The organism is Bacteroidales bacterium, assembly GCA_029210725.1.
Taxonomy (GTDB): Bacteria; Bacteroidota; Bacteroidia; order Bacteroidales.
On record JARGFM010000008.1, the window covers coordinates 33118 to 50339 of the forward strand.

Below are 17222 nucleotides of genomic sequence, written 5' to 3' on the forward strand. Positions count from 1 at the left end.
GGAGCTCCCCGGACTCTATCATTAAACACTTGCATTTAAACATACACGAACTCCCATCCTGCTGCTATGCAACTGAAAGCTCTCGATATACTGATTATTTGTGCCTATCTGGCCTCCACCATTGTCATCGGCCTGGTCATGAAGAAGCGCGCCCAGAAAGACAAGACCGCCTATATGCTGGGTGGCAACAAACTGCCCTGGTATATGCTGGGACTGAGCAACGCATCGGGCATGTTCGATATATCAGGGACCATGTGGCTGGTTACCCTGGCCTTTGTTTACGGATTAAAATCCATCTAAATCCCCTGGCTCTGGCCGGTCTTTAACCAGATTTTCCTGATGGTCTTTCTCTCCATCTGGCTCAGGCGATCCAACGCCACCACCGGAGCCGAATGGATACGGACCAGGTTTGGTTCAGGAAGAGGAGGAGTGCAATCGCACTGGATCGTCGTGGCCTTTGCGCTGATCAGCTGCCTGGGTTTCCTGACCTATGGCTTTATCGGACTGGGTAAGTTTGTGGAGATCTTTATTCCCTGGGAGCTCGTATCGCCTTATGTTCCCTTTGAGGTGGCTCCGCAATATGTGGCCCATGTGTACGGAATTGTCTTTACGCTCTTTGCCATGTTCTATGCCATCCTGGGCGGGATGAGCAGTATCGTCTGGGCCGATGTGATCCAGTACACCATTATGACCATCTCGGCTATAGTGATCGGGGTGATCGCCATGAATGCCTTATCGGATTTTCCCCTCCTGGTGCCTGAGGGCTGGATGAATCCTTTTTTCGGGGCCCGGCTTGATCTGGACTGGACAGGGATCATCGATGAGGTGAATGAAAAGATCATCAGCGATGGTTACTCCCTCTTTGGGATCTTCTTCAGTATGATGCTCTTCAAAGGGGTCCTGGTCAGTCTTGCCGGGCCTGCACCCAACTACGACATGCAGAAGATACTATCCACCAAATCGCCCAGGGAGGCGGCCAAGATGTCGGGCTTTGTATCGGTGATCCTGATGCCCACCCGTTACTTTATGATCGCGGGCTTTGGGGTGCTTGGACTGCTCTTTTATGATCAACTGGACCTGATTGTGGGGAACCGGATAGACTTTGAACAGATTCTCCCCTCGGCCATCAGCCAGTTTGTGCCTGTGGGCTTTATGGGCTTGCTGCTGGCCGGACTGCTGGCTGCCTTTATGTCCACCTTTGCCGGGACCCTGAATGCGGCCCAGGCCTACATTGTCAATGATATTTACCTGAAGTACCTGCGACCCGATGCCTCCGGAAAACAGGTGAGCCGGACCAATTACCTCACCGGGATCACGGTGGTGGCCATCTCGGTGGTCTTCGGATTCTTCGCCCAGGATGTGAACAGTGTGCTGCAATGGATCGTATCCGCTCTTTGGGGGGCCTATGTGGTTTCCAATATCCTGAAGTGGTACTGGTGGCGCTTTAACGGATCGGGATTTTTCTGGGGCATGCTGGTGGGAATCGTATCCGCATTGATCTGCAGTAAGATCTTCGACTTCCTGGATCTGTACTACTTCCCCATTATCCTGGCAGCCTCGGCCATCGCAGCCATTGCCGGCACCTTCCTGAAACCTCCCACGGAGGAGGAGACCCTGAAGAGTTTTTATAAGAATGTGAAACCCTGGGGTTTCTGGAAGCCCATCCATGAGAAGGTAGTGGCCGAGGACCCCTCCTTTAAAGGGAATAATGATTTCTGGATGGACACCTTCAACGTCGTGGTAGGAACCATTGCCCAGACCGCCCTGGTCATCTTCCCGATCTACATTGTACTGAAGAGGATGCTGCCGCTGGGAATCTCCATAGCCATTATTGTTATTTGTTTTATCATTATGAAAAAAACCTGGTGGGACAGGCTTCCCGGCGAAAAAGCATCAGCGGAATGATCAGTCATGAGCTGAAGGATCTGAAGGAGGAACTTGAAAAAGAGTTACAGGATAATATTCTCTCCTGGTGGATGAGCTTTGCCCCCGACCGGGAACGGGGCGGTTTTTACGGTCACATCGATCATCTGAACCAGGTGGTGGAAGGAGCCGGGAAAGGAGCGGTACTGAATGCCCGCATCCTCTGGACCTTTTCAGCAGCCTACGGCTTGTACCGGAGGCCGGATTACCTGGAAACGGCCCGCAGAGCCTTTGACTATATCACCCGCTTTTTCACCGATAAGAAATACGGAGGTGTTTACTGGGAACTGGAACCCGACGGCAGTGTGCGGTCCGGCCGGAAACAGATCTATGCCATCGCTTTTACGATATACGCCATGGCCGAATATCATCTGGCCTCCGGGGACGACCGTCCCCTGAAAATTGCCAGGGGGCTCTTCCGGGATATGGAGGCCCATGCCCCGGACAGACAGCTGAATGGCTACAAAGAGGCCCTTTCCCGCGATTGGAAACCGCTGCAGGATATGCGGCTCAGTGAAAAAGACCAGAACGAAAGCAAGACCATGAACACCCACCTGCACATCCTGGAGGCCTATACCAATCTCTTCAGAATCTGGAAGGATGTTCAGCTGGAGAAGGCCCTGAAGAACGTATTGCGGCTGCTGCTGGACCGATTCGTTGACCGCAGCTCCCTGCACCTGAATCTCTTCTTTGACGACCAGTGGACCCTGAGATCCTCCCTGATCTCCTATGGTCATGACATCGAGGCCAGCTGGCTCCTGCATGAAGCAGCCGGGGTACTGGAAGACCGGGAACTGATAAGGGAAACCGGACAACTGGCCGTGAGTATGGCCCGTGAAAATCTGGCTAGTCTCGATGCAGACGGGGGACTACCCTATGAGTTCTTCCCCGAAACCGGGGAGATGGATACAGACAGGCACTGGTGGCCCCAGGCCGAGGCCCTGGTGGGGTATTTCAATGCATTCCAGCTCTCGGGCGAGCATGAGTTTCTTGCCGGGGCCCTGGAAATCCGGGCTTTTATCCGGGAACATATGATCGATCCCGCCCTGGGAGAATGGTACTGGGGAGTGGACATAAACGGGAAGCCGCAAACAGAGAAAGAAAAGGCCGGCTTCTGGAAGTGCCCCTATCATAACGGAAGGGCCTGTATGGAGATCATACGTAGAATTGAGGAACTGAACAAATCACAAATCTAAACACCTGAACCATGAGTCTTTTTCAGGAACGCCAAAAGGCCATCCGCCAGCAACATGAAACTTTGCTGGCACGAGAGAACAGGGAGCTATTCAGCACAAACGGAATTTTCAGGCGCTACCAGTACCCCGTGCTGACCCGCAACCATTTCCCCCTGGAATGGCGCTTCGATTTTAACCCGGCAAGCAATCCCCGCTTTATGGAGCGGATCGGATTTAATGCAGCCTTTAACGCCGGAGCCATCCGATGGAAGGGGAAATACCTGCTGGCTGTGCGCGGAGAAGGAAACGACCGCAAATCCTTTTTTGCCATGGCCGAGAGTCCCAATGGGGTGGACAATTTCCGCTTCTGGGAGCGGCCCCTGACCATGCCCGAAACCGGGGATCCCGACACCAACGTATATGATCTCCGGCTGACTGCCCATGAGGATGGATATATCTACGGGGTGTTCTGTACCGAGCGGAAGGATCCCGCTGCCCCCGAAGGTGACAGCAGCAGCGCCGTGGCCGCAGCCGGCATAGCCCGGACCAGGGACCTGGTGGACTGGGAACGGCTTCCCGACCTGGTCACTTATGGAGGACAACAGCGCAATGTGGTGCTCCACCCCGAATTTATCCGTGGAAAGTATGGTTTCTACACCCGTCCCCAGGATGGCTTTATCGATACCGGTTCGGGCGGAGGGATCGCCTTCGGGCTCTCCGACTCCATGGTGCCTGCAGAGGTAAAGGAAGAAAAGATCCTGGATGCCAAGACCTACCACACCATCTACGAATTGAAAAACGGCCAGGGCCCCGCCCCCATAAAAACAGAGTCCGGCTGGCTCAACCTGGCCCACGAAGTACGCAACTGTGCAGCCGGACTTCGCTATACCCTCTATATGTTTATGACGGCGCTGGAAGATCCCACCCGGGTCATCCACAAACCCGCCGGACTTCTGATGGGACCCCTGGGTGAGGAGCGGGTGGGAGATGTCTCCAATGTGCTCTTCTGCAATGGCTGGATCGCCGACGACGACGGCCGGGTATTTATCTACTATGCTTCGTCCGATACCCGCATGCATGTGGCCACCTCAAGCCTGGAACAGCTGGTGGACTACTGTAAAAATACGCCGGAAGACGGGCTGCGCTCGGCTGCGTCGGTCGAGCGTATTAACAGGCTGATCGACCGGAACAAGAATTATTTAGAGTCTTTGTAAAGGGCCATACGGCTATGAAGCTATCATATGGTGCATTCAAACGATAGCATCAAGCCCTATTTGCCCAGGATTACCTCTACCTTATTCACACTGGCCTCCGGGCAGATTGGAACCAGAGTTCCCTCCAGCTTCTTCCCGTTAAGCAGCAATTCTCTGACACCCCCGGAGACATGATCCGGATTGCTCACCTCGATGCGATAGGTGGCACCCCTGAATTTCCGGGTTACCGTGTAGCCGTCCCACGCCCGCGGGATCACCGGATTGATCCGCAAACCATCAAAGTCGGTCCGGATCCCCAGGATGTACTGGGAGATGACATAAAAGTTCCAGGCTGCCGTGCCGGTCAGCCAGCTGTTTTTGGCCTCCCCCGGTTTAAAGGCATCCTTCCCCGCAATCATCTGGGCATAGACGCAGGGCTCGGTCTTATGCAGCTCGCTGATCTCCTCCAGGTAAGGCGGACAAATCTTCCGGAAATACTCCCAGGCCGCATCCCCGTTCCCGTCCAGAACCTCGGCGATCATGATCCAGGGGTTGTTGTGGCAAAAGATCCCTGCATTTTCCTTATATCCTTCGGGATAGGTGCTGATCTCCCCATATTGCACATGGTACTTCGTGAACGCAGGATTGTTCAATACAATGCCATATTCGCAGTCGAGCCGTTCTTTCACCGAGTCCAGTGCCATTCTGGCGCGGCCATCTTCCAGTCCGATCCCGGCCATAATACACATGCCCTGCGATTCAATAAAGATCTTTCCCTCTTCGCTTTCCTCACTGCCCACCTTCTCCCCGAAATGATCATAGGCCCTGATAAACCACTTTCCATCCCAGCCGTGTTCATCCACCACATTTTTCATGGCAGCGATATGCCCTGCAGCCTCCGCGGCCTCCTTGCTGAGGCCCTGTTTCTCACAGAGCCTGACAAAGGCATCGCCATAGAGCACAAACATCCCGGCAATAAAAACCGACTCGGCCACCCCACCCTCTCTGTTCTCTGTGGTCTGGAAGGCCTCCCCCGGGGTTTCCGAGAAGCAGTTCAGATTCAGGCAATCGTTCCAGTCGGCCCGCCCGATCAGGGGCAGCCCGTGAGGTCCCGGGTGATGGACCACGTGATAAAAAGAGCGCTTCAGGTGTTCAAAAAGGGTGGCCTTACTGGATTCATCGTTATCAAAGGGAACCAGCTCATCCAGAATGGCCCAGTCGCCTGTCTCCCTGATATACTCGTCTGTGGAGAGAATCAGCCAGAGCGGATCGTCATTAAAATTACTGCCCACTGCATCGTTCCCTTTTTTGGTCAGGGGCTGGTACTGGTGGTAGGCACTCCCATCCTCGAACTGGGTGGAGGCAATGTCTATAATACGTTCCCTGGCGCGTTCCGGCACCATGTGTACAAAGCCGATCAGGTCCTGGTTGGAATCGCGGAATCCCATTCCCCGTCCGATGCCCGATTCAAAGAAGGAAGCACTACGGCTGAAGTTAAAGGTGACCATGCACTGGTACTGGTTCCAGACATTGACAGACCTGGTAAGCTCCTGTTCGGGGTGCTCCAGCCGGTATACCGAAAGCAGCTTTTCCCAGAAAGCGGCCAGTTCCTCAAAGGCCCGGTCCACATCTTCCGAAGTCCGGAAGCGGGCCATCATCTTTTCGGCCGGTTTTTTATTGATCACCTGCTTCTCCACAAACTTTTCCGCCACAGGCACCTCCACATATCCCAGAACAAAAACCAGTTCCTTCTGCTGGCACGGCTCCAGCTCCACTTTCAGGTGATGGGAGGCAGCAGGCGACCAGCCATGGGCGCGGGAGTTTCGTGAACGGCATTCCATCACCGCACCGGGAGCATCAAAGCCATTGTAGAGGCCCAGAAAAGCATCCCGGTCGCTATCCAGTCCGTCCACGTTTTCATTGACCGTATAAAAGGCATAATGATCGCGGTGTTCCCGGTATTCGGTCTTGTGATAAATGGTCGAACCTTCGATCTCCACCTGGCCCGTGGAAAAGTTACGCTGAAAGTTGGTGTTATCATCCAGGGCATCCCAGAGGCACCACTCCACAAAAGAGAAGAGCGAAAAGGAGCGCTTCCTCCTGCTGTGATTGGTGAGTTTCACCTTTTGTACCTCCCCATGATAGCCCAGCGGTACCAGATAGAGCACCTCGGCCTCCAGCTGGTCGACTTCCCCGCTAATCCGGGTATAGCCCATTCCATGCCGGCACTCATAACGGTCCAGTTCTGTTTTAACCGGCTTCCATCCTGGCGACCACACTTTTCCGTTCTCATTGATATAGAAATATTTACCTCCATCATCCACCGGCACATTGTTGTACCTGTAACGGGTGATCCTTCTCAGCCGCGCATCCTTATAGAAGCTGTATCCGCCGGCTGTATGGGTGACAATGGAAAAGAACTCCTCGCATCCCAGGTAGTTGATTCATGGATACGGGGTTCGCGGATTGGTGATTACATATTCTCTTTTTTGATCATCAAAATGTCCGAATTTCATGAAGCAGAGTATTAACACGGTTTTTTACCCGGGGAAATGCAAGGTACTTAAATTTACAATCATTACATTTATATCAAAGCAACAAATAATGAATCCTTCTGCCTTTCTGAAAATAGCTGTAGATGAGGCCTATACAGGCATGCGTGCCGGGGCGGGAGGCCCTTTTGGCGCCATTATCACCCTGGACGGCAGAATCATCGGGAAGGGCCATAATACGGTCCTGAAATCGAATGATCCAACGGCTCATGCGGAAATAAATGCCATCCGGGATGCCTGCCGCCAACGGAAGAGTCCACACCTCACCGGGGCGGTCATATATTCCAATTTCGAACCCTGCCCCATGTGTCTGGCCGCCATCTACTGGGCAGACATACGCTCCCTCTTTTACAGTCACGGGCGCAGGGATGCGGAGCTCATCGGCTTTCAGGATCAGCACCTCTATCATGAATTATCCCTGAATGAAAATCAGAGAGAGCTGCTGACCAATCGTGTTTCTGTTCCGGAAATGGAAGAGCTTATGGAAGAGTGGATGGGCATGGATGGGAAAATGTTCTATTAAAGTGCAGCACTTTTATTGGAAATCAGAGTTCATCTCTTATTTTTAAGGATGGATCTAAACCACTAAATCATATCACATCATGGACAGAAGAAATTTTATCGGAAAATCGGCCCTGGCCGCCGGAGCGTTTACCATTATACCCGAAAAGGTTTTGGCCGGAGAACAGAAAAAAAGTATGGCACCCAGTGACCGGGTGAACCTGGGATATATCGGGGTCGGGAAACAGAGCCTCGGACTGCTGAGAAGCCTGGGCGAATGCCCGGAGACCATGGTTCTGGCTGCCTGTGATGTGGACAAACTAAAACTGAATCGCTTTAAGGGGGAGGCAGAAAAAATGAATGCCTCCAAGCTGAATGGCGGAAGCCAGATCGTGGATACCTATGAGAATTACCGGGAGCTCCTGGAGAGGAAAGACATTGATGCGGTGGTGATTGCCACTCCCGACCACTGGCACGCGATGATTGCCATTGATGCAGCCAGAGCGGGCAAAGATATTTATTGCGAAAAGCCCATGGCCCTCACCGTGGCGGAAGGCAGGGCCATGGTGAATGCCACCAGGAAATACGACCGGGTTTTCCAGACCGGGAACATGCAGCGATCCTGGAGAAACTTCAGGCATGCCTGTGAGATGGTTTCCAACGGCTACATCGGGGATATCAGGGAGATCAATGTAAGTGTGGGGGATCCGGATATGGCCGTTGAACTTCCGGCAGAACCGGTTCCGGAATATCTGAACTGGGATCTCTGGGTGGGGCCATCCCTGTTCCGGAACTATCACCCGGAGCTTGCCCCTCCCATTGAGGATGACGGATGGGCCAACTGGAGGGCCTACCGGGGTTTTGGAGGGGGCCAGGTCACCGACTGGGGGGCTCATATGTTTGATATCGCACAGTGGGCCCTGGGCATGGATCAATCCGGCCCGGTGGAATTTTTACCGCCCAAAGAGAGAGGCAGCAGGGGAATGAAAATGATCTACGCCAATGGCGTTGTCATGAATCATACGGACTGGGGAAGCTTTAATGCGGTACAGTTCCTGGGCTCAGAGGGAAACATTGAGGTGAGCCGCGGTTTTTACCGCTCCGACATCGAAGGCCTCACCGAACTTGAATTGAAGGACAGTGATACCCCTCTTTATAAGAGTGATAACCACTACCAGGACTGGATAGATGCCATCAAAAAGCGCACCCGTCCGGTATCCGATGTGGAGACGGGGCACCGGACCGCTTCCCTGTGTAACATTATAAACATCGGCTACGCCCTGGAACGGCCTCTGAAATGGAAACCGGCACATGAAAAATTCATTGACGATGATGCTGCCAACAGCATGCTTGGCAGGCCCTTCCGGGGAGAATGGGACTTTAACAACATCTAAACTGACCGGAAAAATATGAACAGATTCTCTCTTGCCTTCTTACTGGCCATTGGTATCACTCTTTTGAATCCGAAGCTGCCTGCGGACAGGATCCCTTAAGTCCGCAGGAGCTCCTGGAGCTGAAAACCGCCGGGGTGGTTCAGATCAGCCCTGCCAGAAATGAAGTCATTTATTATGTATCTGCCCCCAGGGGACCCAACGATGAACCGGGTGAGGCCAACAGAAAGTACTACCGGGCATCTCTTGAAAACTGGATACCCGGCCCCCTCCTTGAAGACAGGCCGTCTGCCGGCTCTCCCCTCTTCAGTCCCGATGGCGGTTATATTGCCTTTCTCGACGCGGAAAAGGGCGAAGCCAGACAGGTCTGGGTGATGAGCGCCCATGGAGGCCCCGCAAAAAAACTGACCAACGAACCCTCCGGTGTATCCCAATTCAAATGGCAACCCGGAGAAAAGGGGATCGCCTATGTTTCCGGCGCAAAAACATCCGGTCGCGAAAAGGAGCTGAAGCAACGGGGATATGATTTTATCTTCTACGAAGAGAAGCTGAAAAACAACTATCTCCATCTGGCCTGGTTCGACGGGGAGTGGAACCAGAAAAGCGTGTGGCAGATCACCCGGGAAGGAAATGTCTGGGATTTTGAGTTTAACCGCCAGGGAACTCAGATAGCATGCTCCGTTTCACCGGATAATCTGATCGACCAGCGCTACATGTTCCGGAAAATCTTTCTCATTGACCTGGAAACCGGCCGGATGAAGCAGGTCTCCGGCAATGAGGGTAAACTGGGGCCCTATGCCTTCAGTCCCGACGGCAATTTCCTGGCCTACGCCGCTGCTCTGAACATAAATGACTCCCAGGTCAGCCAGGCCTATGTGGTAAACCTGGCTTCCGGGAAGATCTCCAGGCTGACTCCTCCCGGGTTCAAGGGTCATGTAAGCTGGGTGGACTGGAAAGACAGGGATCACCTGCTTTACCTTTCCGGAGAAGGGGTCTATCCCACTCTGAGCGTGGTACCGGTTTCGGGCGGACAAAGAGAGGTGATCCTGAATGCAGCAGATCAGGACATAATTTTTGGCACCCCGCTGTTTACTGCCGATTTCAAACATGTTGTGTTTGAAGGCTCCACGCCCTCCGACCGGAGTAATCTCTACCACTGGGACGGGAAAGGCAAACCGGAGAAGGTCACCAATCTGAACCCCTGGCTCCTGGAGAAAGTCCTGGGAAAACAGGAGGTCATTCAGTATACGGTCAGAGATGGAAAGATGATTGAAGGAATTTTGATTTATCCGGCAGGCTATGAACCGGGCAACTCCTACCCCCTGATTGTATATGTGCATGGTGGATCTGAAGCCCATGAGACAAATGGCTGGAAAAGCGGGTACTCGACCCCCGGACAGGTCATGGCCGGCAAAGGATACCTGGTCCTATATCTTAATTACAGGGCCAGCACCGGATATGGAGTCGATTTTGCTATGGAAGGGTTTATGGATCCGGCCGGAAAGGAGTTTGATGATATCGCCGATGGCATCGAGTGGGCCGTGCGTGAAAAGGGAGCCGATCCCGACCGGATCGGTATGGCTGGCGGATCCTATGGAGGCTATGCCTCTGCCTGGTTTGCCACCTACTACACCAAATATGTAAAAGCGGTCTGTATGTTTGTGGGTATCAGTAATGTAATCAGCAAGCGGGGCACCACCGACATCCCTTTCGAAGAACTTTATGTGCACTCCGGGGAGAAGCTGGAAAAACAGTGGCAGCTGGCCCTGGAACGCAGTCCCCTTTACTGGGCCCACCAGAGCAGGACCGCCACGCTGATCTACGGAGGAGCAGCCGATACAAGGGTTCACCCCTCTCAGAGCCTGGAACTCTATCGCCGGATGAAAATGAATAAGCACCCGGCCGTCAGACTGGTGCAATACCCGGGGGAAGGACATGGCAACAGGAAGCAGGTGGGCCAGATCGATGTCCTTTACAGGCAGATGGAATGGCTCGACTGGTACGTGAAGGACCTGCACCCTCTGGACGGACCCATGCCCAGGCTGGATATCAGCGACCGGTACGGACTGGACTGGAATTATTAAACCGGACAAACTAATTAAAAAGTAAACATATGAACGGTAAGTTCCGCAGCATGTTGATGCTCAGCCTGATTCTTGCTTTATCCCTGCATTCATCCTGCAGGCAGAACAGCCCGCCCACGGAGCAGGACGACAAAGCCATGGACTGGATCAGGATCGAGGGCCATACATTTGTAAATGAATCGGGCGAACCCATGATTTTCCATGGAGTGAATATCCGGGACCCGCATAATCTGGAAGAAGATGGGCACTGGACAAAGTCTCATTTTGAAAAGGCCAGAGCCTGGGGGGCAGACGTGATCCGCTTACCCGTCCATCCACCCTCCTGGAGAACCCGGGGAGAAGAGGGCTACATGGCCCTGATTGACCAGGCAGTGGAGTGGGCCCGGGAGCTGGAGCTCTACCTGATCCTTGACTGGCACTCCATCGGAAATCTGAAAATGGAGTTGTTCCAGCACGAGATGTATATCACCTCTTTTGAAGAGACCAGCTCTTTCTGGAAAGCTGTTTCCGGGAGGTATGCCGATGAACCGGTCATTCTCCTGTATGAGCTCTACAACGAACCCACCATTTCCGGAGAGCATTTCGGGGAAATGAGCTGGCAGGAGTGGAAAGGCATCAACGAAGAGCTTATCAAAGTGATCAGGTCCAACCATCCCCGGTCGCTGATCGGAGTGGCAGGGTTTAACTGGGCCAATGACCTGACTCCCATCAGGGAGGCTCCAATAGATGCTCCGGGAATCTCCTACATCAGCCATCCCTACCCGGAAAAAAGGGAAGCTCCCTGGGTAGAAGAATGGGAAGCAGACTGGGGCTATGTAGCAGAAACATACCCGGTGTTCCTGACCGAAATCGGATTTGCACTACCTGAGGAAGAAGGGGTGCATATCCCGGTCCACGGAGATGAGGTATACGGACAGGCCCTCGTGGATTATACGAAAGAAAAGGGCATCTCCTGGGTAGTCTGGTGTTTTGATCCCGACTGGTCCCCTTACATGTTTACCGACTGGGACTACACCCCCACCCGGCAGGGCACTTTTTTCAGAAAGGTGATGACCGCTTACCCGGGGCATTAGAGCCCCAGGTATCTGGTCAGCAGCTCCTTGCCCTGCCGGATGGCGTCCCTGCCCGACGACTCAATCCCGTACCACCCGGTATATCCCATTTTTTTTGACATCCGGATCATACGGCCCGTCAGCTCTTCGGTGGGCTGGTTGCGGTACGACATTCCCCTGGCATAGGGCAACATCTTTTCCAGGTAGGCCAGGTTATCAAACTCGGGACCCGGCTGCCGCCAGTCCGGATAGGATCCAAAGAGGGGATGGTCGACCGCTTCAAACAGCTTTTCCATCCAGGCCGGATCGTTGGAGACTCCCCCGTGGTTCTCAATCACCACATTGATTCCGGCCCCGGAGGCATATTCCAGCAGCATCCGGTAGGAATCTGCAGCCCATCCCAGGTTCTCTTCCGGAGTGGACTCCTCCAGTCCCCTGCAGTTGGTCCGAATGGTATGGCAGCCCAGGTAATGAGCCACATCGATCCATTTCCGGTGATTGATCCCGTATTGCTTTCTTACCTTTTCCTCGGGAGAACAGGGATCCCCTTCTGCATCGACCATAATCAGCACCATGGTCACCCCGTACTCGTCAGCATTCTTCTTCAGCTGGTTCAGGTAATTCATATGGGGAACCTCAAAGAGGGTGTTCACAAACTCTATCCCGTTAATATCAAACTCCTCCCGGGCCAGTTTTGGAAAATCGAGCGTGGTCCACAGGCCCTGCCGGATCTCATCCACCAGCGACCATTGGGCAATCGAAATATCATCCCTTTCGGGCATTACCGGCAAAATAATGGCCGGTTCACTTTTTGCTGTCCCGTCCGTATCTCCTTGAGATACACAGGATCCCAGCAAGGAAGGAGCCACCACTCCGGCGGCCCCTATTCCCACTGATTTCTCAATAAAAGATCTTCTTTTCATCTTACAACTCCCATCCTTTCCGGTAAGTCCTGGTTAAAAATTCATTGGCATCGGGTTCATTGGTAATCTCCACCTTCTCCGGATCGTAATCCACCTTCGTACCGGCTCTCATTGCCACCCCGCCCAGCAGAATGGTCTGGGTCACGGGTGCGGCCTTCAGGAAGGTTCCGGGCGACTCTTCTCCCTTCTTAAAGGCATCGATCCAGTCGCGATCGGAGCGGATGGTCTCTTCTTTGGGGGGCTTACCGGAACCGGTGAGTTCGACCATCCGTTTTTCGGGAATAAGCACGGGACTCTCGCCCCTGAACCCCGAAAGGATCTTTCCCTTGTCTCCCACAAACATCATTCCCTCCCGTGGCAGGTCCTTGCCATCGGCCTCCAGTTCTTCAGGTGTGAAGGGTTTCATCCCGCCATCGTACCAGAAAAGCTTAAAGGCCGGCAGGGTCTCCTGCTGCGGGAAATCGAACTTCACCATGTTGGAATAGGGAAAGGCCACGTTGTTACGTACTCCCCTGCTCACGTGGTTGACCACTTCACAGGTGGTGGTCCCGTAGGCCCGTGCACTCAGGGGCGCCGTATGGATCCCCATCTGCAGGAACATGGGCCAGAGGCTGTAGTGCCCCATATCGGCAATGGCTCCGGCTCCAAAATCATACCAGCCCCGGAAAACCGCATGGGTATAGTTGGGATGGTAGGGCCGGTCGGGTTCCGGTCCCAGCCAGAGGTCCCAGTCAAATCCATCGGGAACGGGCATCTCCTCTTCAGGATTCGCGGTCCACTGCGGCCAGACGGGACGGTTCGACCAGTTATGTATTTCTGTAAGAATACCGATATGCCCCTGTTTGATCCACTCCCTGGCCACATCCAGTCCGCTTCTCTGACTCCAGGCCAGCAGGTGTGATCCCACACCCGTGGTTCTGGCCGTATCAATGGTCAGCAGGGCCTCTTTCATCCGGTTGGCAATGGGCTTGTGAATCACCACGGGCTTCCCCTTTTTCAAAGAAGCAATGGAAACTGCAGCATGCAAATGGTCAGGGGTCATGATCTTCACCACATCCACATCGGTCTCTTTCTCCAGCAGCTCCCTGAAATCTATATAGGCCTTGCAGCCCTTGTATGTGCTCTGTCCGCTCTTCATGGCATAGTACTTATCCACCAGTTCCTTGCCCAGGTCACGCCCTCCGGGAATACCATCCAGGGCACTCCCCCATTCAGGATCTTCCAGGGTGCGGCGCATGATGTTGCGGATGCCATTCAGCGACCAGTCCACGTAGTCGGTGGTGAACTTATTCGGATCGCAAACAGAAGTGATCTGAATATCCTCCTCCCTGAGCAGCGGGGCCATCTCACGAATCCCCTGGGTTCCGCATCCGATATAGGCGATATTCAGCTTATCGCTTGGAGCCGTATAGCCCGCTCCTCCCAGGACATGCCTGGGAATAATCGTAAAGGCAGCGGCAGCGGCAGTTGTACCCAAAAACTCTCTGCGGGTGATTTTTGGTGATTTTTTCATGATGGAAGTTTAGTTAGGAACACTAAATTTAGGAAATTACTCTGTAGATGCCCCCTGATCAGCCGGAAAAAGTGACTTTGTGTAAAAAATACATAAAAGGAATGCTGATTTGCTGATAAAGGGGCAGAGATCGCCCAATAAAGGATAGCTGAGAGTTTTAACTATGGATTTTTATTACTAAATTGGAGGGCGATTATTCAACTTAGACAAAATACCTAACTTAAATCAAGACTATTATGAGTAAAGAAAAAAAAGGTGGGGTTTCCCGTAGGGCTTTTATGGGCACTACCGCTGCTGCAACTGCAGGTTTCACCATTCTGCCCAGTAAGGTGATCAGTGGAATGGGTCACGTTGCCCCCAGCGACAAGATGAACATTGCTGCGGTAGGTATTGGAGGTATGGGTGCTTCCAACCTCCGGAACATCAAGGATCAGAATATTGTAGCTCTCTGCGATGTAGACTGGAAATATGCTGATGGCACATTTAAGAGATATCCCGATGCCAAAAAATTCTGGGACTGGAGAAAGATGTATGATAAGATGGGCAAAGATATCGATGGAGTTATCGTAGCCACTGCCGACCATACCCACGCACTTATCGCTGCCCACGGGATGACCATGAATAAGCACATGTACGTCCAGAAGCCTCTGACACACTCCGTGTATGAGTCGCGCTTGCTGACCAACCTGGCCGACAAGCACCAGCTGGCCACCTCCATGGGTAACCAGGGATCGTCCGGCGAAGGGGTCAACCTGGTTTGTGAATGGCTGGCCAATGGCGAGATCGGAGAAGTAACCAAAGTAGAGGCCTTTACCGACCGGCCCATCTGGCCCCAGGGTCTGAATATACCCGAAAAAGTAGATCCGGTTCCGGATACCCTCAACTGGGATCTCTTTACCGGTCCGGCCGAAATGAAAGACTTTAATGAGATTTACCACCCCTGGAACTGGCGTGGCTGGTGGGACTATGGAACAGGGGCCCTGGGCGATATGGCCTGCCATATCCTGCATCCGGTTTTCGTTGGTCTGAAACTGACCTACCCAAGCAAGGTACAGGCCAGTTCTACCCTCCTGCTGACCGAATGCGCCCCCAATGCACAAATGGTGAAGCTGACTTATCCCGCCAGGGACAATATGCCCAGGGTAGCTCTGCCCGAGGTCGAAGTTACCTGGTATGATGGTGGTCTGCAGCCCATGAAGCCGGCAGGCTGGCCCGATGGCAAGGACATGAACGATCAGGGTGGTGGCGTGTTGTTCCACGGAACCAAGGATACCCTGGTTTGTGGTTGCTACGGTGTGAACCCCTGGTTGCTTTCCGGAAGGGTGCCCGATGCTCCCAAATTCAGGCGCCGCGTAGAGGCCAGCCATGAAATGGACTGGGTCAGGGCCTGCAAGGAGAGTCCCGAAAACCGGGTTCAGACCGCATCCCCGTTCAGCGAAGCCGGTCCATTCAACGAGATGGTGGTTATGGGCGTGAATGCAGTTCGCCTCCAGGGCCTGAACAAGGAGCTGGAATGGGATGGTGCAAAGATGGAGTTCACCAATATCAGCGATAGTGAAGAGCTGCGCATGTGCATCAAGGACGGATTTGAGATCCACGACGGACACCCGACCTTCAAGAAGGACTGGACCGATAAATTCTCAGCCAGGGAGTTCTCCAGGGAACTGGTGAAACACACCCCGAGAGAAGGTGGCTGGGAGCTTCCCCCCATGCCTTAAGCAAGTTGAATTAAAAATCAATCAACTATCCTTGCAGCAAGCTGCGGGGATAGTTGGTTTTAAAATCGAAATCTGATGAAACAACTATTTTATCTGTTTATTGCTGTTTTATTTCTGGGACTGTCGGCCTGTAACTCTGCCCCTAAAAAGGGAAAGGCTGCTGATGAGGAAAGCACTGAAGTAACGACCGGAGAAGTTGCTGCCATCAATACCCTTACAGAACAGGAAAAAACAGAGGGCTGGATCCTGATGTTCGATGGCGAAACCACCGAGGGCTGGCGTGAATACGATGCCGGAGTCTTCCCCGATACCGGCTGGTACATCGAAGATGGTGCCCTGGTATGTGAAAACTCCGGGAACGGCGAGGCCGGATTTGGTGGTGACATCATTTACGACAAACAGTTTACCAACTTCCATTTCAAAGTGGACTGGATGATTGAAGAGGGAGGTAACTCCGGGATCTTCTATCTTGCGCAGGAATTGCCGGGCAAGAAGATCTGGTATACAGCTCCGGAATATCAGATCCTGGATAACTTTGGAAACCACATCGACAATACCCTGGGTGAAAACGGAAACCGGAGGGCCGGAAGTCTTTACGACCTGATCCCCCCCGATCCGCAGAATGCCAAAGGGCCCATGGAGTGGAACTCCGCGGAGATTATCTCCTATGAAGGAACCATCGTCTACCGGATGAATGGAGAGAACACCATTGAGTTTCACCTCTGGACCGATGAGTGGAAAGAGATGATCGCCAATAGCAAGTTCCCGGAATTTAATCCTGATTTTGCAGATGTGGCCAAGACAGGCTATATCGGTCTCCAGGACCACGGCCATGCGGTCTGGTTCAGGAATATCAAGATCAAGGAGTTGTAACAGGGAAGTTTCAAGCAATCGAAAAGGAGGTCGTCCAAAAATACCTCTTTGAAAGTTATACCTGTGAGGAAGCCTACAAATCTTTACTGCGTAAATATTTTAAGCGACGAACGGGTATAACGAAAAAGAGGCTGTATCAAAAGGTACGGCCTCTTACATTTGTACCCAGACCATAAATAGGGTTAATTTGTTTAGTTAAACTAAACATTTTGGCCTTAGGGAGCGAGAGTAGGTACGGCCAGATAGGCATAAAGTCATATCGAAAAAGAGGATGCTCCGTTCCCATTTTAGTTTCTTCAGAGTCTGGACAGTACTTCATGCTAT

12 protein-coding genes and 1 pseudogene are annotated in these 17222 nt (G+C 52.9%); 10 read left to right on the forward strand and 3 right to left on the reverse strand.

Annotation, left to right across the window (positions count from 1 at the left end; translation table 11 throughout):
• The first annotated feature begins 66 nt into the window (after positions 1–66).
• From P1P86_06045 to P1P86_06060, 4 genes are read left to right on the forward strand one after another with little or no spacing between them, the layout of a single operon-like run.
• Positions 67–300, forward strand: a complete 234-nt coding sequence (locus P1P86_06045) for a hypothetical protein (GenBank protein ID MDF1574737.1) — start codon at positions 67–69, stop codon at positions 298–300.
• Positions 301–339: 39 nt separating this feature from the next.
• Positions 340–1905, forward strand: coding sequence for a sodium:solute symporter (locus P1P86_06050; protein ID MDF1574738.1), 1566 nt, complete (start codon positions 340–342; stop codon positions 1903–1905).
• Positions 1905–3119 carry an AGE family epimerase/isomerase gene (locus tag P1P86_06055; protein MDF1574739.1) on the forward strand — a complete coding sequence of 405 codons (1215 nt, stop codon included), beginning with the start codon at positions 1905–1907 and terminating at the stop codon, positions 3117–3119. The genes P1P86_06050 and P1P86_06055 overlap by 1 nt, the downstream gene beginning before the upstream one ends.
• A gap of 11 nt (positions 3120–3130) precedes the next feature.
• Positions 3131–4312, forward strand: a complete 1182-nt coding sequence (locus tag P1P86_06060) for a glycosidase (protein ID MDF1574740.1) — start codon at positions 3131–3133, stop codon at positions 4310–4312.
• A gap of 56 nt (positions 4313–4368) precedes the next feature.
• Here the strand turns inward: P1P86_06060 and P1P86_06065 are convergent.
• Positions 4369–6807 (reverse strand): annotated as a pseudogene (locus P1P86_06065) (glycosyl transferase).
• An 88-nt stretch (positions 6808–6895) separates the two neighbouring features.
• Between P1P86_06065 and P1P86_06070 the strand changes: the two are divergent.
• From P1P86_06070 to P1P86_06085, 4 genes are all read left to right on the forward strand, one after another.
• Positions 6896–7366, forward strand: a complete 471-nt coding sequence (locus P1P86_06070; protein MDF1574741.1) for a nucleoside deaminase — start codon at positions 6896–6898, stop codon at positions 7364–7366.
• 79 nt (positions 7367–7445) lie between these two features.
• Complete coding sequence (locus tag P1P86_06075; GenBank protein ID MDF1574742.1) at positions 7446–8738, forward strand: Gfo/Idh/MocA family oxidoreductase; 1293 nt, start codon at positions 7446–7448, stop codon at positions 8736–8738.
• A 134-nt stretch (positions 8739–8872) separates the two neighbouring features.
• A complete protein-coding gene (locus P1P86_06080; GenBank protein ID MDF1574743.1) occupies positions 8873–10819 on the forward strand; it encodes a S9 family peptidase in 1947 nt (648 codons plus the stop codon).
• A gap of 29 nt (positions 10820–10848) precedes the next feature.
• Positions 10849–11892, forward strand: coding sequence for a cellulase family glycosylhydrolase (locus P1P86_06085; protein MDF1574744.1), 1044 nt, complete (start codon positions 10849–10851; stop codon positions 11890–11892).
• On the opposite strand, the gene P1P86_06090 is transcribed toward P1P86_06085, so the two are convergent.
• Both P1P86_06090 and P1P86_06095 read right to left on the reverse strand, forming a co-directional pair.
• The gene (locus P1P86_06090; GenBank protein MDF1574745.1) at positions 11889–12794 is read right to left on the reverse strand and encodes a TIM barrel protein; all 906 of its coding nucleotides are present in this window, start codon (positions 12792–12794) and stop codon (positions 11889–11891) included. The genes P1P86_06085 and P1P86_06090 overlap by 4 nt on opposite strands.
• A gap of 1 nt (position 12795) precedes the next feature.
• On the reverse strand, positions 12796–14307 hold the full coding sequence (locus P1P86_06095; protein MDF1574746.1) for a Gfo/Idh/MocA family oxidoreductase: 1512 nt from the start codon (positions 14305–14307) through the stop codon (positions 12796–12798).
• A gap of 236 nt (positions 14308–14543) precedes the next feature.
• Here P1P86_06095 and P1P86_06100 point away from each other — a divergent pair, with 236 nt between their 5' ends.
• Both P1P86_06100 and P1P86_06105 read left to right on the forward strand, forming a co-directional pair.
• Positions 14544–16025: a Gfo/Idh/MocA family oxidoreductase gene (locus tag P1P86_06100; GenBank protein MDF1574747.1), complete on the forward strand. Its 1482-nt coding sequence runs from the start codon at positions 14544–14546 to the stop codon at positions 16023–16025.
• Positions 16026–16100: 75 nt separating this feature from the next.
• Positions 16101–16898 (forward strand): DUF1080 domain-containing protein, encoded by a 798-nt coding sequence (locus tag P1P86_06105; protein ID MDF1574748.1) that lies wholly within the window; start codon positions 16101–16103, stop codon positions 16896–16898.
• Positions 16899–17222 lie beyond the last annotated feature (324 nt).